Here is an 18,028-nt window from a genome sequence, read left to right on the forward strand (position 1 = left end):
GCCGAAGTGTCACCGATGTCCTGAGGCAGAACTGTCACCGATGTCCTGCGACATAACACCATTAACACATGACATTAGTGACCCGTCGCGTCCCGTGCATACGCGTAGTCCTTGGCGTGCTACCTGCGGGCGACTGGTTCAGCGGCTTGCCGTGCCGTCCACGAAGGATACCCGACCCGCGTACTGCTGGTATAACTTCACCGCCTCGTCGAGGTCGATATGGCCGATGTCCAATGAGACAGCAAGAGCGTCGAGTTGGGCGCAGCAGGTTTCCGCGGCGCTGACCCTGTCCGCGACTCCGCGGGAGGTGGCGAAGTTGGTGGCCAGGGCCGCGGCGACCGAGGAAATTACTGCGAGCAGGCACAGCACCCGCCACACGGTAGAGTCCTCGCTGAGCGCGAAGATGCCGGCCACGGCGTGGCTGAACCCGGTGCCGCCAACTGCGGGACCGGCGGTGAGCACGGCGGCCAGGCCGCTGCCGATGATGCTGATGTTGGAGAGCCTGTTCCGCCGGGGTCGTTCCCGGGCAAGGTAGGCGCGGAGGGCTTGTTGTTTATCGTCGATTCGGGTGGACAGTCGCTGCCGAGCGTCCGGTGTTGCGCTCATGATCTGATGCCAGCTTCCTTCACCGATCTCGGGTCCCGTGCGGTGACTAACGCGGACAGCAATAGCATGCTCCCGGAGAGGGGCCGTGTCCAGAGTCGGTGGTGCCCATTCCGCGGTCGATGACCCGTCGAGCCCCCGCTTACGCATGATCCTTGAGTTCGAAGGACCGGCGCTGCAGGTCATGGTCCGATGCGTGGGCGTGGACTCCGTAAATGTCCTGCAGGTCGGTGCCGATGTAGGCGAAGCGATGTTGCAAAGGTTCGACGGAGATTACCCCTGGGACGCAGAGACGGTTTGGAGCGCGTGCTCGTCGCGTGTCGCGTCGGGCGGGGCGGTCACGGACTCCTGCCGAGCGAACCGTTCGTCATCGTCGGTGACCGGAACGCGGACCCGTTCGACGGCGACTCCGTGGTAGCCGCGGTCAACCAGCTCCTGGATTCCAAGCAGATTGTCGACCCGTTGCCGGCCTCCGAGGGCGGCGTGGAGGCGGCGGCCCGGCAGGGCGGAGCCAACGCCACCCATAGAGGTGACCCTCGCAACGACACGGCCGACGTCGCCGACACCGCGCCGGGAAACCTCCGGACTGACTACGTGTTGCCCTCACGCAGGACCCCAGTACTCGGCTCCGGTGTGTTCTGGCCGCCCCAGGCGGACCCCCTCTCACGGCTGACCGGGGTCTATCCGTTCCCGAGCAGCGACCACCGTGTGGTGTGGGTGGACCTGCAGGTACGCAACTAGCCCGCCACCGCCGCCTTCGCTGCCTGCTTGGCGTTCATCCATTCGCTCAGCCACGGCGCACGGACACTGGACGTGATGCGGCAGTCGGCCACGAAGGTTCCCGCGGCGCCGGCGTCGATCCAGTCCTGCAGCGCGGTGAGATCCGCCAGTGAACGGATGATCGCGGACTCAGCACCCAAAGCGCGGGCAACACCGCTGAAGTCCACCTCGGGGATCAGCATGGGCTTTTCGGTCAGACCCTTGGAGCCGTACTGGTGGATTTCGGCCCCGTAGGCGGCATCGTTGTAGATCACCACAACGGCGCTGCGGGCCGTGCCAATGAGCGATTCGAGGTCGGACAGGCCCATCAGGAAGCCGCCGTCGCCGGAGGCCAGCACCAGGGTGCGGCCGTCCTCCACGGCGCGGGCTGCCCCGACGGCGCTGGCGAGGCCCAGCCCGATGGACTGGAAGGCGGTTCCCACCATCACTAGGTCCTGTGGCCTGGGGATGTTCCAGTACATGGGTGCCCAGCCGATGAAGTGCCCGCCGTCCTGGACCACTGTGCGGCGCTCCGGCAGCACGGCGTCCAAGGCGGTGGCCAGGGCCCGCGGATCCAGCCGGCCGTCCACAGTTTCGTCGGAACCGGAGTCGTGCCCGGGTCCGTCAGCCAGACGCCTGCGGGCTTCCCCGCGCCAGGCTTCCGCCGCAGCCTCACCATCGAGCAGCCCCAGGAGACGTCCCGCAGCAGCCTTCGCGTCCGCGCTGACGAACAGGTCCACCCGGGGGTGCGTCGGCTGCAGGGCGGTGTCGATCTGGATGACGGTGCTGTCCGGGCCGAGCAGGTGCCCGAACCGCATGGTGAACGGGCTCAGGCTCGCCCCGGCCACGAGGACCACATCGGCCTCACCCATGAGCCCGGCCGCGGTGTCGGTGCCGAAACCGCCCGCGACGCCCAAGTACCCCTCGCCTTTGAGGAGGTTGAGCGCCAGGGCGGTTCCGGCGGTCAGTGCGCCGAGGCGGTCGGCGAGCTCGCGGAGCTCCGGGCCGGCGCCGGCGAGGTGCGCGCCCCGGCCGGCCAGGATCAGCGGCCGCTTGGCCCCGGCGAGCAGGCGCGCTACCTGCCCAAGTCCGCCGTCGACGTCGTCCGTCACCATTGGTGCCGATGCCGCCGGAAGTTCTTCGTCCGCCGCCTCGAGTGCCGCGAGGTCGTAGGGAATGGCAAGCACGACGGCGGTGCGCCTGGTGAGTGCGTACTCCACCGCCTGCCGGGTGATGGAGCCCGGGGCGTCGCGGGTGACGGTGAAGGTGGCCGCGCCCAGTCCCGCGGCGATGGCGGCCTGGTCCACGTCCTGGGGCCGGGCGCCGGTGCTCGGTGCGTCCCCGGTGACCAGCACCACGGGGATCTGCGCCTGGACCGACTCGGCGAGGGCGGTGAGCGCGTTGGTGTAGCCGGGGCCGTAGGTGGTGGTGCCCGCGGCGAGCCGTCCGGACGTCCGGTAGTAGGCGTCGGCCGCGGCGATGGCGGCGCCTTCGTGCCGGACGGGGGAGAAGCGGAGGCCCTGCTTCTCCGCGGCGTCCAGGAAGTAGACGTTGCCGTTGCCCATGACGCCGAAGACATCGCTGAGGTAGCTGCTGAGAACCTGCGCCACGCGGCCGGAGACGGTAAGAGTGGTCATGCAGGAAGCTTGTGGCGTAGTTCACGGATAGGCAAGAGAGCCGAGTTTGGTTGGGATATTTGGCAGGGGACTGCCCGTAGAAGTGAAAATTTGCGCACTTGTGGTGTGCATCACTCGTAGTTAGTTGGAAGGGCGGGATTCCTGCTCGGAGAGCCGCGCCAGGAGGCCGTCGTAGCGGGGCGGCATGAGTTCCAGCACGGAAATGGCCGTGCTGGTCCGTTGGATCCCCTCGATTTCCAGGATCTGGTTGGTAATGCGGTAGAGATCGGCCGTGCTGCGTGCCACCACCTTGGCCATCAGGTCCGCGTCTCCGGTGGTGGCGTGCACCTCGATGACCTCCGGGATCGCGGCGAGCCCGTCTTCCACCGCACCTGTCCGGGTCTGGCTGATGGACAGTGAGAGGAAGGCCATGAGGCCATAGCCAAGCGCGGCGGGGTCCAGCCTCCGGCTGAAGGAGCGGAGGGCGCCGCTGTGCTCCAGCCGTGCCAACCGGGCGTGGACCGTGTTGCGTGCGACGCCGAGCGTGCGGGAGAGTGCCAGGGCGCTGGCTTCCGGATCCTTGTCGAGGGCCAGGATGATCCTGCCGTCGAGGGAGTCCAGGGTGCGCGGGTTCGGAATGGTCATATTTTCACCAGCGTTACTAGAAGTTGAGCAGAAGTCCCAATGGGTTGAGGGTATCTTGCATTGTGGGCCGGGTCACAACCATGATCGTTCCTCATGACCAGTGATCAGCTCCTCATCGCACCGGACACCGCGCTTCCCACCCTTCGTGGCGCCGTGGCCGGACTTCCGTCCTACGTCCCGGGCCGCCGCGGCGCCGGGGCTGACATCGCAGCCCTCGCCAGCAACGAAAGCCACTACAGTCCACTGCCAGCTGCCGCCGCTGCGGTGGCAGAAGCGGCCAGCACCATGAACCGCTACCCTGACTCGGCCGCCGTCGAACTCCGCGAACGGCTCGCCCGGCACCTGGGCGTCACCGCCGGGGAGGTCGCGGTGGGGCCCGGCAGCGTGGGCGTCCTCCAGCAGATCATCACCGGACTGTGCGACGCCGGGGATGAGGTGGTCTTCGCCTGGCGCTCCTTCGAGGCCTACCCCATCCTGGTGGAGCTGGCAGGCGCCCGGCCGGTCCGCATCCCGCTGGACGACGCCGAGGGGCATGACCTCGACGCCATGGCCGCGGCCGTCACCGAACGCACCAGGGTGATCCTGCTCTGCACCCCCAACAATCCGACAGGCGTGCCGATCAGCCACGACCGCATCGAGGCGTTCCTGCGCTCCGTCCGCCCGGACATCCTGGTGGTGATCGACGAGGCCTATGTGGAATACGCCGAAGCGGGCAGCGGCCCCGATTCCCTGACGCTCTACCGCCAGTACCCGAACGTCTGCATCCTGCGTACCTACTCCAAGGCCTACGGGCTCGCCGGCCTGCGCGTGGGATACGCCGTGGCGGTGCCGGCCATCGCGGAGGGACTGCGCCGGACCGCGCTTCCCTTCGCCGTGAGCGCGCTGGCCCAGAAGGCGGCCATCGCATCGCTGGATGCGGGGGAGGAGATGGAAGCGCGGGTGGCCGCCGTCAGGCAGGAGCGCGCCCGGATGGCCACGCAGCTGGAAGCCCAGGGCTGGAAACTGCAGCCAAGCCAAGGCAACTTCCTGTGGATCCGTGCGGATGAGAGCCTCCTGGCGAGGCTGGTGGACGCGTTCGACCGCGCAGGCATCCTGGTCCGGGCGTACCAGGGCGACGGCGTGCGGATCACCGTCGCCGATTCCGCCTCCAACGACCGCGTGCTCCGGCTCCTCGAAGCCCACGCCGCCTAGGAACTTCCTGAACCTTATCCATCCGTTCCACAACCAGAGGACTCCCCATGGAACAACAGACAAAGACGTCTGGCCGCCCGCTCGGCGCCACACTCAAACCCCGGCAGCTCACGATGATGGGCCTCGGAAGCGCCATCGGCGCGGGCCTGTTCATCGGCTCCGGCGCCGGCATCCAGGCAGCCGGACCGGCCGTGCTGATCTCCTACCTCGTGGCCGGCACCCTGATCATCCTGGTGATGTGGGCCCTCGGCGAGATGGCCGCCGCCAACCCGGACAGCGGAGCCTTCTCCGTCTACACCGCCAAGGCCTACGGACCGGTGGCCGGTGCCACGGTGGGCTGGCTCTGGTGGCTGCAGCTCGTGGTGGTCATCGCCGCCGAAGCGCTCGGCGCGGCCGGCCTGCTGGCCACCATCTTCCCGGCCCTGCCGGTGTGGCTGATGGCCTTCGTGTTCATCGTGCTGCTCACCGCCGTGAACCTCACCAGCGTGAAGAACTTCGGTGAATTCGAGTTCTGGTTCGCCCTGCTCAAGGTGGCAGCAATCGTCGGGTTCCTTGTGGTGGGCGCTGCGCTGCTCTTCGGCTGGCTGCCGGGCGTGCAGTCGCCGGGCCTGTCCAACTTCACGGGTGCAGGGTTCGCGCCCAGCGGTTTTGCCGGGATTGCGACGGCGCTTTTCGTGGTGGCGTTCGCGTTCGGCGGCACTGAGATTGTCTCCGTGGCGGCCGCCGAGACCGCAGAGCCTGCCCGCAGCGTGAAAAAAGCGGTCCGCACGGTGCTGTGGCGCATCCTGGTTTTCTACATCGGTTCCATCTTCATTATTGCGGCCGTGGTTCCCGTGGGTTCGGCGGGGCTGAAGAGCCCGTTCGCTGCCGTGCTGGAGGCCGCCGGCATGCCCGGCGCAGCCACCGCGATCACCCTGGTGGCCGTCGCAGCGCTGCTCTCGGCCCTCAACGCCAATCTCTACGGTGCGTCACGGATGGCATACTCCCTCGCGGATCGCGGTGAAGCACCGCGCCTGCTTGCCTCGGTGTCAAAGGCCCGGGTTCCGGTGGTTGCCGTCCTGGCCAGCGTCGCCTTCGGTGTTGTCACGGTGGTGCTGGAGCTGGCCTTCCCCGGCATGGTCCTTCCCGTCCTGCTCAACATCGTTGGGTCGACGTGCCTGCTGGTGTGGACGTCCGCACTACTGGCTCAGCTCGCCTTGCGCCTCCGCGCCGACCGTGAGGGCACGGAGCTTCCCCTGCGGATGCCTGGTTTCCCGTGGCTGACGATGTTTGGTCTGGTGATCCTCGCGGCGATCTTCACGGTGGGCTTCATCGGCGAGGATTCCCGTCCCCAGCTCCTGAGCACATTTGGGCTTGTCGCGCTTCTTGCGGTGGGTTGCTGGCTGAACCAGCGGAACCGGAAGGTTGCGCGGGTTGGGGAATCCTCGGAGCGTGCCAAGGAACCGGTGCTGATCGACTAGATCGCGTGCTGCGGACCCACCCCGCGGGTCCGGTGCACGCGTAGGGCGCGTCCGGTCTGGCCGGGCGCGCCCTACGGGTTCATCTGGGGTGGCTGGCCTTGGCTGTGTCGGCCACTCCAGAAAGATCCGGCGCTGCAGCAGGCTTCAGGATGTGAGGATCCATGCGGCGTTGCGACTCCGGGTCCCAGCCCAGCTTCACGAACGCGAACGCGAAGGCCTGCTGCATCTCGTCGGCCTGGGTGTAGCGGGCGGCGCGGGCCGGTTCCAGGTTGACCTCGCCCACCAGCAGGCGGTGCGGCTCACACTTCTCGGCCAGGGCGCGCCAGCGGCGGTACACCTCGTGGACCTCCTCCTGGTCCGAGACTTGCGGGTTGGACCGCAGCCCGTCCACCACGCCGCCCTCCGAGGGCGCATCCGGCAAACCCTCGGCCTTGAACAGCGCGTGCGCGACGTAGATGCGGAGCCCGTCCACGCCCTGGTCGAACCAGAAGCGCAGCACGCCGTCGAAGTAGTCGCCGACGGCCGGGTTGCGCCAGTTCCAGTCCGGCTGGCCGGCGGAGAAAAGGTGCAGGTACCAGTCGCGGTCTGTCGCGGATGCGGGATTGGCGCGGCTCCACGCCCGGCCGCCGAACACGCTCTGCCAGTTGTTCGGGGAAGCGTCACCCTCGGGACCGCGGATAAAGTGGAACATCTCCCGCTCCGGCGAGCCCGGTCCGGCCGCCAGTGCCGCCTAGAACAACGGGCTCCTCTGCCAGTTTTAGCCGCCCCGTTGGTGTTTAGCCCGGCTCTTACACCGATCTCGCAGTTCGGCGATTACTGCGTTCTCAAATTTGTTTGGCGCACCATCCACAGAAGCCACCCGTTCGGCGATACCGGGGATTTCACACAGATCCCCCGGCTCGTTGTCTAGGCGTCGCCACACCTCGGCAGGGTCGATATCAACTAGTCGGGCGAGCTCCTCATCCACCACCTGATGGTGGTCCCGGACCAGACTCACGAGGTTACGGAACAAGAGAGTCTCGTCGTCGGTAATTTTGCCGTCCGCCATAATCACCAGCCACGCAACCCAAAGCATCAGCTGAGGATGCTGACTGCCCTTGATCGTGTTCTCGGCGAGTTCAATCACACGCGCTTCGTTGCGGAAGACGGCTTGTGCGTGGCGACCCGCAAGCAGCGTCGAGTAGCGGTTCATGACCACCGAGAGGGGAATCCCAACTAGGGGGATGCCGATCTTGATGACACTTCGCTGCAGGAGAAACTTGCCGACGAAGGGAAGCCCCTTGGCGGCGGCCAGGACCGCGCCGGAGTAATAGCGCTTGATCAGTGGCCGCACAATAGCCGGGACAGCTCTGGTCACGCCGCCACGAACCAGTTCGCCACTCTTGATCGTGAGCGCCACGCGGATGAGTTTCCATGTGTCTTCAGGGTCGGACAAATCGAGCGGCACCCGATAGAGGACTGCGACGTCGTATGCCAGACGGAGCTGCAGTTGCGTGATGAACGCGACGTCGACCATAACGGTCGCGATGGCGGCCGGGACAGTCGCAGGCGAGGAGCCCCCAAGGCTCCCCATAGTAGTGATGACGGCCGCAGAGTAAGCGCTGGCGGAGAGCCCACCTTCAAGAGCGGCGTACCGAGTCGCTATCTTGATCCGCTGATCAACGATGGCATCTGCGGGCACACCTCGGTAGCGCTCTTGGAAGTACTGCCAATTGACCTTGTCAGTGTAGGAGCCTAGTGCGTGAGCGATGAGCTTGGTGAACCAGCCGCCCGACTTGATGTCGTCGGGGCTCAACCTCTTAATGAACTCCCGCAACTCGGCTCGCTCATCCTCCACGACCTTCCGGTCGCCGTCAGTGGGCTCGTCACTGTCGACGGTATCGAAATCGTCGACTACGTCAGTCGGAGTTTCAGGCATGGCGTAATCCCCCCGGTAGGTGCAATGATGCGCGCGGTTGCCGACAGACAGGCCGCTGAACTTTTATCAGGCTAACCCAACGAGGCGCTCATCCTTTGGTGCACGCCCCGAGGAGAAGATTTTCCCGGAGGTGCACCATCGTCGGACTTCCAAGTGCCGACCGACGGCGCCGTGGCCCTGGGTCAGCCAGTCGACAGATTCCTGCTCGACCCTCGGCGCTCAGACTAATTTCGTGGGCGGCTGGGCGTGCCACGACAGAGTGATCTTCGCCTATGTATAAAGTTCGAGGAGCCTTGAGGCGGCGGACAGCCGACGTCTTTCCAAAACACGGAATTCGAGGACCCCTCCGCGTCGAACGAAACTGGAGATTGAATCGTCATGAAGTTTTTCAAAGCCCGGGTGCTGCTTTGGCCGGCCGCGCTGCTTTTGGTGTTGCTGGGTGGGGGAGCGGCCGCCGCATTCGCATCCGGCGGACTTAACGCACTCGCCCTCAAGTCCCTGTTCACCAGCAGCTCCAGCGAACGTGATTCCCAGGTGGTTCAAGCCGTCACGCGAGTGCAAGAGGTCGCCTTGCTCAGCCTTCACATCGAGGGCATCGATAGGTACGAAAGCAATAGGGAAATTTTCGGCGTGGCTATCCCCGCGAGCGAGAAAACCACTCTGCTCCAGTACAAGTTCGACGCGAAATTGGGCGTCGACGGCGCGAAGGTGAAGGTCGAACGAACCGGTCCAGAGTCGCTGCGCGTGACTATCCCTGAATCCAAGTTCATCGGCTTTGACAATCCCGTGTTCGAGGATGCTCTCGAGAGCGGCAACCCGCTTAGCTGGCTGGCCGAGCCAGCCGTCCAAACGCGGATGGTCAACAACATTCTCAGTAATGAGAATAAGCAGAAGTACATCTCCCAAAATGAAGAAGCCTTGAAAGAGCAGGCCAAGGCGTACTACTCCGGGATTATCGCAAGTGTCGCTCCCGAAGTTACCCTCGACTTTGATTTCGCAGGGTAGAGGCCCACAGCGGACCCTCCTGGCCGGATGAAAGGCTCACGGAGGAGCGGAAAGCAGCTCTAACGACGCCATTACCCTCCCGGAAACGATCAAAGCCACGCTTGGCCGGCACCTCGCGCTAAGTTACAAAAATTTTTTAGGAGCTTAGAACTTTTTGTAAATCCCGTAGATGCTCTTATGTGTCGGACTGGGGGCCTACAGTGCTTCCATGACTCCCGACGAAACGACCTCCGGCCCGAAATCGAAGACGAAACGCGCTGCCACGCGCATATGCCCGATGTGCGGCAGTGAGGCCTGGCGAATCGAGTACGGGATGATCATGCCGTCGGCGCGCGAAGCAATGCCAGAGAACATCGAGTTCGCAGGCTGCTGCATCGACATGGTTGTCCGTGAATACCCCGCCACCGGCAAAACGGGGATCGGCACACCCGAGTGGGCGTGCCAGAACCCGGAGTGCCGGCACCGCTGGTGGTGACTTTCGGCCCATATCAGGCCTTCGACACCCCGAAATGAGTCGAGGCGGATGAATCAGTGCTGGCAGCCTGCTCGTCAGAGCTGGCCAGATGACCGTCGGATGCGCCTTTGCCTCTCCAAGTAGTCGAGGACCCTGCCGAGTTCGACGTCGTAGAGTTCTGGGACGGTCTGGACATTACGCCCCGACCCCTTGAGAAGCATCTGGCGCGCCTCGGCGGCGCTACTTCGGCGTAGCGCCCGCACTGCGCGCATTACCTGGTCAATTTCCTTGGCGTTCAGCCGGTAATGGGTGCGTTTCATTGATCCGTGCCCAGTATCAAAGATTTCGTAGCCGTCCGCCATCTTTCCCCCTTGTCATTGTGAATACGCAACATTGTGTGTCAGGGGTCGGACATCATCCAGTCAGGACCGGCATCTGCGGCCGCTCATCTCGACACGTCAGCGGGCCTCCAGATCTGCGCTCTCGACAGAATCCGACCGAGTTCAGAACCGCCTGCCTCCGCCAGCAACCCGGAGTCGCCGACCACGACCAGGAGGCTCCGTGCCCTGGAGAGCCCCACATACAGCTGCTCCGCCGCACGCTTAGGCTCCTTGAAACCGTTCACGCACAACACTACGACGGAGCGCTCCAGACCCTTGAAGCCCAGGACGTGGCCGTAGAATTCTCGTTCGTTCGCGTGGAACTCGCGCCAATAGTCCGCGGTCGTGCCGGTCTCGAAGAACTCTCGATGGATGGGATGCCGTGCTTTGGTCGTCAACAAGGCGATTTGGTTGTTCGCCCACCCCTCCTCGATAAGGGCATCGACACAGTCCTCAGCCACATCCAGGGCGTCCTCGGTGGCACATTCAACTCGACGGACAGGCAATCCCGTGCTGCCTCGCGGAGTGAAATGCTCGCCGGCGAATGACTTGAATGTGTCCGCGATCTTTCGGGTGTTCCGGAGATTGTCGTCAATGTGGATGGGCACCAGACCAACCGCCGGATGACCGGAATCTCCCAAGGCACCGGTCCAACGGCTGTAGACGTCCTGATGATCGTCCTGGAACGCGAAGACTTCGCTGGTGTCCGGGTCCTTCGTGCAAGCCAACAGCGCTTCCCACCACAGTGGCGCGAAGTCCTGAGCTTCATCAACAACGACGGCGTCCAGCTTCAGCCACTCGTCCATGGTGGCAGCGAGTGACTTGAGTTGCCGGGGCATGTCCTCATCGAAGTAGGCCTGGCCGACTCCGTCCGGCACGCCAAGCCCGCGGGCGTAGTCGTGGAACTCCCCGGTGAACACCGGCTTTGCCTGGCGCCATGGCTCTACCTGATCCTGAAGGTACTGTCCGAGGCCCTTGTTGTAGCAGAACAGGCCAACCCGTTTCCCGGACTTGGAGAGCACTTTTGCCTTTTCGACAGCCAGCCATGTCTTACCGCTGCCGGCGCCTCCGGTGAACTGCACACGGCGCAGTGACCGCGTTGCGCGGAGCAGCACTGCCTGTCCTTCCGTCAGGTGGTCCTGCACGTACTCGTCCTGCGCGGGGTCCTGGTGGTCTCCGGCGGGCTCGAGAGTTCCGCTTAGCTGGCGAACGATTCGTTCAGTGAAGGCAGCGGCGAGTGGAGTAGCGCCGCCTCCCTCCTGTTCGATTGCCCGACGGACAAGTTCAGCGGCGGATTGCATATCCGTCTGGTCCAGGACCAAGGTTCGCGGGCAACCAGCCATGTTCCAAGTCTGAGGAACCTTTGTGTAGGGAAAGGCCACGAGGTAAGCGAATCGACTGGTCAGGCGAGACCCGGTTTGGCCGCTGATCCAGTTCTTGAAGGCGTGCTGTGAACCCTGCGACTGGGCAACGGGGCTCTGAATTTTGCGCTTATCGCTGCGGTCCGACTGGTACCACTGGGCATCGTCTACGGAGATCTGGCCGCCTTTGACTTCAATGGCGGCCATTCCGACGCCGGGCCAAAGGACCAGCAGATCAATTTCGTGCTCTGACCTGCCGTCCCGAACCTGGACGGAATGCGCCAGCACCGCCTCCTCCGGCAGGCTGGCCTTCAGTGCTTCCCAAACGGCTTTCTCGACCAACTGGCCATCGCCGAATTCAGGCTCGGCTGGAATGCATCTCATCGCTATACCTCTCTCTGCCGCATCAGGAAACCGGCACTGACAGATTCTCAAGTTTCTGCCGACGGACGTCAGCGAAGCTGGGCCTGCACAGCACCAACACGAGTTCGCTCACTCGCTCGCCGGTGGTTTCGGCGAGCAGTTCGGCATACAGGCTGAGCTGCTGCCAGTATGCGGACTGAGTCGCCTCCGCCATTTGCACATCCGTCTTGAAGTCAATGATGACCAGACTGCCGTCGTCCTCCCGGTACAACAAATCAATGATGCCCTCGATCACCACCCCGTCGCGTTCAACCGCAACGGGCAGCTCATTCCAATGCCGGCGCTCGGCTGCCCGTCGGACGGGAACAGCTGACATCGCCGATCGGGCGCAGGCTTCAAGGTCAGCCGCGGACTCCAGCCCGAATTGCAGGGCCACGGTCCGGGCCAGGCCTCCGAAGCCGTCATCGGCCTGCAGACCTGACACTTCCATGAGACGGTGCAATGCCGTGCCGAAGTCAGCTCCATGCATCCCGACGGCGCCGCTTGAGAATGGCGAACCGGCGGCAGCGCCGTCGTCGGCGAAGCTCAGTTCCTGCGGCGGCTCGTCCCGCGTACCCGCCGCCTGGACGGCCGGCACAGCGCCGCCCTTGGTCAGTGCAGTCACAGACGTGCTGGCAGGAATTGCGGACTGCGCAACCCACCGAGCACGCATGTCCTGCCATTCGTCGAATGCCGGTACAGGAGACACTCCGTGCTGGGATTTCACGCGGGCGGGGAACGCTTCGGGGAACTCAAGTTCCTGCACCGTTTCCGGATCGTCGACTGAGCCCAGCATGCCGCTGAGGCTCGAAGGGCCCCCGCTGTAGAGGGATACGACGAGGTGGCTGGTGGCCCGTGTGCAGGCCACGTAGAGCAGCCGGCGTTTCTCCGCAGCGAGCAGTTCGGCCTCCGCCTTCTTGGCCTCGGGATAGCCGGCCGACTCGATGTTGCCCGAGATGTGCACCTGCAACTGACCGAACTCGTCCCAGAGGGCCTTGTCCGACGAGCCACCTCTGGTGCTGCCCGCCCCAGCCAGAACCACCATGGGGAACTCAAGCCCCTTGGAGGCGTGGATGGTCATGATCCGGACGGCTTGGGCGTCTGTCTCGGGGACCACGGCTTCTTTGACCTTGGCATTCTCCTCTTGCTGAACGGCGGCCCAGAGCAGGTAGTCGCGCAGGCTGCCGTGGGTCGCTTCGGACCACGCGCGCGCTTGATCGACCACAAACCTCAAGCGGCGCCAGACGTCCCGGTAGCGTGGCGAGTCCGTCGCGGACTCGAGCACCCGGCGGTCAGCCAGGATGCCTTCCATGATCTCCGACGGGGGACTGTAGGAAAGATCCCAAGAGAGCGTCTTCAAATAGCTCAGCGCGCGGGCGACAGGCGATCCCGCCAAAGCCTCGGGAGCCGTTCCATGGATGCTCCAATACCCGCCTCCGGCGTGCCATTCGTACAAGTCGTCGTCACCGCAGCCGAGGTAGGGCGTCCGCAGCGCTAGGGCCAGGGACGCCTGGTCCGCCGAGTTGGCGAGGGACCGGAGCAGGAGGAGCAGATCGTGGACCTCCTGTGTTCCGTAGACCAATGAGGAAGCTTCAGCCCGGTACTCGATGCCCGCCGAGTCCAGTGCATGTTCGATGTGAGACAGTGACGTCCGGGTGGGCAGGAGGATGCAGATGTCCCGGGACTCCAGGTTGGAGAGCGCGTAGCAGGGGGCTCCGGACTGCTTCTGCCACGGCGTGCCCCCGTGACCCAGGGCCAAACCAATGGCTGCCGCCACGTCCGCGGCTTCCTGGGCATGCCGGGCCTGGGCGCTGGGCTTCTCTCCGTCGGCGCCCGGCATCATTCCGCTTCGTCCGATGACGGCTACGGCTGGACCAGTGGAGTCGTCTACCTCGGGCCTGGACGGGTCGGCATGGAGTGGTTGATAGTCGGCCTGGATGCTTCCGTTGACCTCGATCAATTGCTCAAACGTGTGATTGACCCAGCGAAGAACGGCGGGAGTGGACCGGAAGTTCGTGTTGAGCCGTGCGACCTCTGCCGCCGTATCTGCTTCGGCACGCCCTCTGGCCGTCATATATGTGGCGATGTCAGCGCGGCGGAACCGATAAATGGACTGCTTTGGATCGCCGACGGTGAAGAGTCGCCCGGCGGGTATCGGGAGCTTCTCCCAGCCGTTGGGACCGCACACCTCGTGTGAGCAGATCCGCAGGGCAATCTCAGCCTGGATAGGGTCAGTATCCTGGAATTCGTCGAGCATGACGTGGTGGTAGCGGCGGTGAACGGCGGCCTGGATCTCGCGTCGCTCCTCGCCAACCAGCAGATTGCGGGCGTGGACCAGCAGGTCGTGGTACTCCAGCTCACCCCGCCGCTGACGTTTCCCCGCCTCGTCCAGGAAGATCCCGGACATGATGGACGTGACGGTCTCCAGCGAGGGTCCCACAATGCTCGCAATGAGCTCCGCGACATTTGCCACGACATCCTGTGCGGCACTTCGCACCTGGTCGACGGGAATCTGCCAGTCACCCTTGGCTCCGCCCTTGAGATGGGCAGTCGGAACTTTGCGCAGGACACCCATCAACATGTTCGGATCGTCAGCGGACTGTGCTTCCTGGAGTTGCAGTAACCAGGCCTCAAGCCCTCTCAGGCCTTTGGCCAGCAGGACGTTGTTCGGATTGGTGCAATGTTCCCGCATGGCCAGGACCTCAGAGCATTGCCGGATAACCGGCCCGGCGTTCAGCTCGGGGATGTATCTGGTCTCCGACGGGCTGTTGTCCTCCAGACGATCCCAGTTTGAGTCGAGGGCCCGTCCGAGGTCGCGGAGGTTGTCCAGCGTGACACCGACCGCCAGCAGCACCCTCAGCGCCTTGTCCGCGCGGGGCTCGTTGAACAGGGCCGCGATCACTGCCTCCCACCGTTTGGTGAACGCAATTTGGGACCGCAGCTCGTCGACGACGTCGATCATCGGCGGGACACCTGCCGCCACTGGGTTCTCGCCAATCAGCCGGGCCGCAAAGGAGTGGATGGTCCCGATAGGTGCCGTGTCCAGCTGGTTGAGGGCCGCCGCCCGCAGAGCCACGGTGTCTTCCCTTGCCTCGTGGGACTCAGCAGCTGCGGCGAGCCGCTTGCGGACTCGCTCCCGCAGCTCGCCGGCTGCTTTCTCGGTGAATGTAATGGCCGCGATGCCACGGAGCTCGACGCCGGAATCCACCAGGGCGCAGATGCGTTCCACAAGCTCCCGGGTTTTGCCGCTGCCGGCGCCCGCCTCGACGAAAACGGTCTTGTCCAGCATCGTGCGCACGATAACGCGGTGGCTTTCATCGCGCAGTTCCAGAGCTGGGGGAAGAACTGTTGCGCTGCTCATTTGTCGTCCTTCAGGATAGCGAGTGAGACCAATTCGGAGGTTTTGGAAAGCCGCTGCCAAGTATGTTTGGCGCCGGCGGTGCCGGCCAGGTTAGTGAAGTTGGAGAAACTCGACTCCTCCGGCTTGTGCGGAAAGATGCCGCGATGCAGAGCGGAGACGATCACGGAGGCGTCCGTCCTTAACTGATGGAGCACCGCGTCGTCGACTGCATACCCAATCGGGTCTGCATCCTGTGACACAAACCAGTACTGGGCCTGGACCGGAACTGCAGTGTCGGCCTGGAGGCTGCGCGCAAAGAGCCCATAGACGGGCAGCTGAAACTTCTTCCCGCCAGCCGTAGGATCCGCTTGAGACATTCCCTTGAATCTGCTGGTGCCACCAGTCTTGTAGTCGACGACTCGGACGGCCCCGGATTCGTGCCGATCGATCCGGTCAACGAAGCCAAGGAATTGAATCTCCTGTCCATCGAGCAGGGCCAGGTTTACCGACTCATGCTGATACTGCTTGCCGTATTCGGCGGGCCCGAACCCTGCCTCCGGTTGCTGATAGGTCCATCCCTTGGCAGCGTCACGTTGGTCCGCCGCGAACACCCGCCGCAGGTCCGCGAGCATTCGGCTCCTATCCCGATCCCAGAGGTGGCCGAGCCACGCTGAGTTTTCGGGTTTCTGGAAGAGGATTTCGCCTATCGAAGTGAGGTCCTGCTCAGTGGATGCTTGCCCACCTTCGGTTGCTCCGAGCACAAACGTTTCGAGGGCTTTGTGAATGAGCTCTCCGCGCTGTATCGGACTGATCTGCAGCTCCAATTGGATGTCCTCGAACACGCTGACCTTCAGGACCCGCTTCATGAAGTAGCTGAAGGGGTTGGTTGCCCAGTCCTCGAGGCTTGTGGGTGAGATGGCCTTGGCCGGATTGAAGAAGCTTCCAGCAAAACGCGACAGATCCCCGTTGAAGCGCGAGAACGCGCCGTGGTGGCGGTCGTGGCGGATTTCCAGGGCACGGTGGAGGACACTGTCGTCGGAGGCAAGCTCATTGCGTTTGCCGCTCAGGCAGGACCTGAGCCGCCACTCCTGTGCGGTGGGGGCCAAGCCGTTTGTTGTTCCGGCGCCCGTCCGGATTCCGTGCTCGTAAGACCTGAGCTCCACCACAGACTTTGGATCTTCGAAGCCGGCGGAGATCCAGCGGGACATTTCGTAGGATCCCCCGCCTCGAAGATTGCCGCGCGGGAAGAACACTAGCGTCCGGGATCCGCTGGCCAGCGCCGCGAGAAACTGCTGGTGTGTCAGGGCAATTCTCTGTTCCGCCGTCGGAAGGCCGGTGCCCAGTTCGACCTTGATCTGGTCAGGGAGCAACGGATCCTCTCGGACCTTGGAGGGCGCGAGGCCCTCAGCCATTCCTGCCAGGATCACGACGTCGAGGTCCCGCCCAACGCCGTCGGCGATTGTCCCAACCGAGATCCCGACGCCGATTTTTCCTCTCCGCCCGGAACGGCGGTTGATTCCTTGTTCTAGCGCGGTGCGCAACGCGCCACCGCTGGGAGCGGGCGCCACTCCGTCGAGCAGGGACAGGCTGTCTGCTATCTCTAAGACTTCAGCCCGGGCGGCGCTGACCCGCGGGTGCTCTGATGCCGAGCGCGGGCCCAGGAACTCCTGGACGAAGTCTCGGAGTTCCGCTGCCGCCCCAGCCCATGAGGAGGCCTTCGCGACGCGAGCCAACCCGCCGGACAGAGCGTTGCGGAAACTGACGAACTGGGCCAACTCCGCCAGTCTCCGGGCTTTTCGCTCCTGGGACTCCTCGTCCAGCACCACGTCGCTCTCCGGTGCTTCCTCGTCTCGCGGCGGGTTCAGGTACAGGCGCTCACAGGCGGCGGCGGACGGAAGATCATTGTTGCTCCAGTGGACACTGCCTTCGGCCATGGTGTTGAGAACAGCCCTCACGTCCAAAGCTTTCGGGTCCAGTTGCAGCAGTCTCAGCAAGCCGCGGGCCTGGGGCGAGTCGCGAAGTTGCTGAGCCGAGGGGCCGCTGAACTCGATGCCGGCCTCATCCAGCCGGCGGGCCAGCAGGGAGCGATACGGGTCTGACGCAGAGTAGAAAACCCCGATGCGATGCCCAGCGACGCCGGAGCCGAGCAACTCCGCAACGGAGCGCACGATGGCGCGGCACTCATCGTCGGAATCGGAAGCGCTGTAGATGCTATCTACCCCGCGGACCGAACCATCGGCCGCCAGCGACTGCATGCCCGCAGCGGACAGCGTGTCGAGCAGGTGCTCGGCGCTGGGCCCCTGGCCCTCAGGAAGCATGAAGCCGATGATTGTACCGAGTTGGTCCAGAGCCCCCGGCTGGCTGAGAAGGAGCTTTGCCGCTCCCGAGAGTGCCTCGGCCTCGGTGAAGTACGCCGATTTGAGCGCGGTCATGGCTGCGTCGTTCAGACGAAGCACGTCCGGGACAAGTTCAGGCAGTGACGCCGAGGCGTCGACGTTGACACCGTCCAGCGCCGAGGAAGTCCTCGTCAGGGCTGCGGCCGTGCCGGGCTGGTCTGCAACCTCCTTGAAGACACCAGGATTGCGGGCGAGACTTGCCGTCAGAGCGCCCTGCCGGATCATGGGGTCCAACAAACCTCGGCCACTGGCCTCCGGACTCGGTGCAAAGAGGTCTATGGCCAGATCAATGAGCGTGAATGCGCGGACTCCGACGACACCACTGCCGGACTTCCTCGCCAAATAGCGCGGAATATCGAGGGCGCTGGCCCGGGAGGGGACGAGCACGGTCACCGGCGCGAACGGGTCTCCCGCTTTCGCCTCCTGCACCAGCCGTTTCAATTCGGCGAGGGCGGCCTGAGCCGATGCAAAGTGCTGTGTCGTCATGCTGTGATCCCC

At 64.4% G+C, this 18,028-nt stretch carries 14 protein-coding genes; 5 read left to right on the plus strand and 9 right to left on the minus strand.

What is annotated here, in order from left to right; translation table 11 throughout:
* Positions 1-138: 138 nt before the first annotated feature.
* Positions 139-606, minus strand: a complete 468-nt coding sequence (locus ABIB45_RS11630) for a hypothetical protein (RefSeq protein ID WP_354216010.1) — start codon at positions 604-606, stop codon at positions 139-141.
* Between the two features lie 303 nt (positions 607-909).
* Between ABIB45_RS11630 and ABIB45_RS11635 the strand changes: the two genes are divergently transcribed.
* Positions 910-1,344: an endonuclease/exonuclease/phosphatase family protein gene (locus ABIB45_RS11635; protein WP_354216011.1), complete on the plus strand. Its 435-nt coding sequence runs from the start codon at positions 910-912 to the stop codon at positions 1,342-1,344.
* Here ABIB45_RS11635 and ABIB45_RS11640 read toward each other — a convergent pair.
* Both ABIB45_RS11640 and ABIB45_RS11645 read right to left on the minus strand, forming a co-directional pair.
* Positions 1,341-2,999, minus strand: coding sequence for a thiamine pyrophosphate-binding protein (locus ABIB45_RS11640; RefSeq protein WP_354216012.1), 1,659 nt, complete (start codon positions 2,997-2,999; stop codon positions 1,341-1,343). The two genes, ABIB45_RS11635 and ABIB45_RS11640, sit on opposite strands and share 4 nt — an antisense overlap.
* 120 nt (positions 3,000-3,119) lie before the next feature.
* Positions 3,120-3,623, minus strand: a complete 504-nt coding sequence (locus ABIB45_RS11645; RefSeq protein ID WP_354216013.1) for an Lrp/AsnC family transcriptional regulator — start codon at positions 3,621-3,623, stop codon at positions 3,120-3,122.
* Between the two features lie 93 nt (positions 3,624-3,716).
* Here ABIB45_RS11645 and hisC point away from each other — a divergent pair, with 93 nt between their 5' ends.
* Both hisC and ABIB45_RS11655 read left to right on the plus strand, forming a co-directional pair.
* Positions 3,717-4,814, plus strand: coding sequence for a histidinol-phosphate transaminase (hisC, locus tag ABIB45_RS11650; protein ID WP_354216014.1), 1,098 nt, complete (start codon positions 3,717-3,719; stop codon positions 4,812-4,814).
* A 47-nt stretch (positions 4,815-4,861) separates the two neighbouring features.
* Positions 4,862-6,274, plus strand: a complete 1,413-nt coding sequence (locus ABIB45_RS11655) for an amino acid permease (protein WP_354216015.1) — start codon at positions 4,862-4,864, stop codon at positions 6,272-6,274.
* A gap of 79 nt (positions 6,275-6,353) precedes the next feature.
* Here the strand turns inward: ABIB45_RS11655 and ABIB45_RS11660 are convergent, their stop codons facing one another.
* Both ABIB45_RS11660 and ABIB45_RS11665 read right to left on the minus strand, forming a co-directional pair.
* Complete coding sequence (locus tag ABIB45_RS11660) at positions 6,354-6,965, minus strand: alpha-amylase family glycosyl hydrolase (RefSeq protein ID WP_354216016.1); 612 nt, start codon at positions 6,963-6,965, stop codon at positions 6,354-6,356.
* 66 nt (positions 6,966-7,031) lie between these two features.
* Positions 7,032-8,192, minus strand: a complete 1,161-nt coding sequence (locus ABIB45_RS11665) for a hypothetical protein (protein WP_354216017.1) — start codon at positions 8,190-8,192, stop codon at positions 7,032-7,034.
* A 378-nt stretch (positions 8,193-8,570) separates the two neighbouring features.
* On the opposite strand from ABIB45_RS11665, the gene ABIB45_RS11670 reads away from it, so the two are divergent.
* Together ABIB45_RS11670 and ABIB45_RS11675 are read left to right on the plus strand one after the other, a co-directional pair.
* Positions 8,571-9,197, plus strand: a complete 627-nt coding sequence (locus ABIB45_RS11670) for a DUF4230 domain-containing protein (RefSeq protein ID WP_354216018.1) — start codon at positions 8,571-8,573, stop codon at positions 9,195-9,197.
* A gap of 208 nt (positions 9,198-9,405) precedes the next feature.
* The gene (locus ABIB45_RS11675; RefSeq protein ID WP_354216019.1) at positions 9,406-9,672 is read left to right on the plus strand and encodes a hypothetical protein; all 267 of its coding nucleotides are present in this window, start codon (positions 9,406-9,408) and stop codon (positions 9,670-9,672) included.
* Between the two features lie 74 nt (positions 9,673-9,746).
* Here the strand turns inward: ABIB45_RS11675 and ABIB45_RS11680 are convergent, their stop codons facing one another.
* The 4 genes from ABIB45_RS11680 to ABIB45_RS11695 all read right to left on the minus strand — a co-directional run bounded on the left by ABIB45_RS11680 (position 9,747) and on the right by ABIB45_RS11695 (position 18,016).
* Positions 9,747-9,971 (minus strand): hypothetical protein, encoded by a 225-nt coding sequence (locus ABIB45_RS11680; RefSeq protein ID WP_354216020.1) that lies wholly within the window; start codon positions 9,969-9,971, stop codon positions 9,747-9,749.
* A gap of 125 nt (positions 9,972-10,096) precedes the next feature.
* A complete protein-coding gene (locus ABIB45_RS11685) occupies positions 10,097-11,776 on the minus strand; it encodes a nuclease-related domain-containing DEAD/DEAH box helicase (RefSeq protein ID WP_354216021.1) in 1,680 nt (559 codons plus the stop codon).
* Between the two features lie 22 nt (positions 11,777-11,798).
* Positions 11,799-15,155: a UvrD-helicase domain-containing protein gene (locus ABIB45_RS11690; protein WP_354216022.1), complete on the minus strand. Its 3,357-nt coding sequence runs from the start codon at positions 15,153-15,155 to the stop codon at positions 11,799-11,801.
* Positions 15,152-18,016: a PD-(D/E)XK nuclease family protein gene (locus ABIB45_RS11695; RefSeq protein ID WP_354216023.1), complete on the minus strand. Its 2,865-nt coding sequence runs from the start codon at positions 18,014-18,016 to the stop codon at positions 15,152-15,154. The genes ABIB45_RS11690 and ABIB45_RS11695 overlap by 4 nt, the downstream gene beginning before the upstream one ends.
* Positions 18,017-18,028: the final 12 nt, after the last annotated feature.

The organism is Arthrobacter sp. UYCo732, from assembly GCF_040547265.1.
Taxonomy (GTDB): domain Bacteria; phylum Actinomycetota; class Actinomycetes; order Actinomycetales; family Micrococcaceae; genus Arthrobacter.

Coding starts and splice junctions, on each gene's coding strand:
- ABIB45_RS11630 (WP_354216010.1), bottom strand. CDS start 606: ATGAGCGCAACACCGGACGCTCGGCAGCGACTGTCCACCCGAATCGAC.
- ABIB45_RS11640 (WP_354216012.1), bottom strand. CDS start 2,999: ATGACCACTCTTACCGTCTCCGGCCGCGTGGCGCAGGTTCTCAGCAGC.
- ABIB45_RS11645 (WP_354216013.1), bottom strand. CDS start 3,623: ATGACCATTCCGAACCCGCGCACCCTGGACTCCCTCGACGGCAGGATC.
- hisC (WP_354216014.1), top strand. CDS start 3,717: ATGACCAGTGATCAGCTCCTCATCGCACCGGACACCGCGCTTCCCACC.
- ABIB45_RS11655 (WP_354216015.1), top strand. CDS start 4,862: ATGGAACAACAGACAAAGACGTCTGGCCGCCCGCTCGGCGCCACACTC.
- ABIB45_RS11660 (WP_354216016.1), bottom strand. CDS start 6,965: ATGTTCCACTTTATCCGCGGTCCCGAGGGTGACGCTTCCCCGAACAAC.
- ABIB45_RS11665 (WP_354216017.1), bottom strand. CDS start 8,192: ATGCCTGAAACTCCGACTGACGTAGTCGACGATTTCGATACCGTCGAC.
- ABIB45_RS11670 (WP_354216018.1), top strand. CDS start 8,571: ATGAAGTTTTTCAAAGCCCGGGTGCTGCTTTGGCCGGCCGCGCTGCTT.
- ABIB45_RS11675 (WP_354216019.1), top strand. CDS start 9,406: ATGACTCCCGACGAAACGACCTCCGGCCCGAAATCGAAGACGAAACGC.
- ABIB45_RS11680 (WP_354216020.1), bottom strand. CDS start 9,971: ATGAAACGCACCCATTACCGGCTGAACGCCAAGGAAATTGACCAGGTA.
- ABIB45_RS11685 (WP_354216021.1), bottom strand. CDS start 11,776: ATGAGATGCATTCCAGCCGAGCCTGAATTCGGCGATGGCCAGTTGGTC.
- ABIB45_RS11690 (WP_354216022.1), bottom strand. CDS start 15,155: ATGAGCAGCGCAACAGTTCTTCCCCCAGCTCTGGAACTGCGCGATGAA.
- ABIB45_RS11695 (WP_354216023.1), bottom strand. CDS start 18,016: ATGACGACACAGCACTTTGCATCGGCTCAGGCCGCCCTCGCCGAATTG.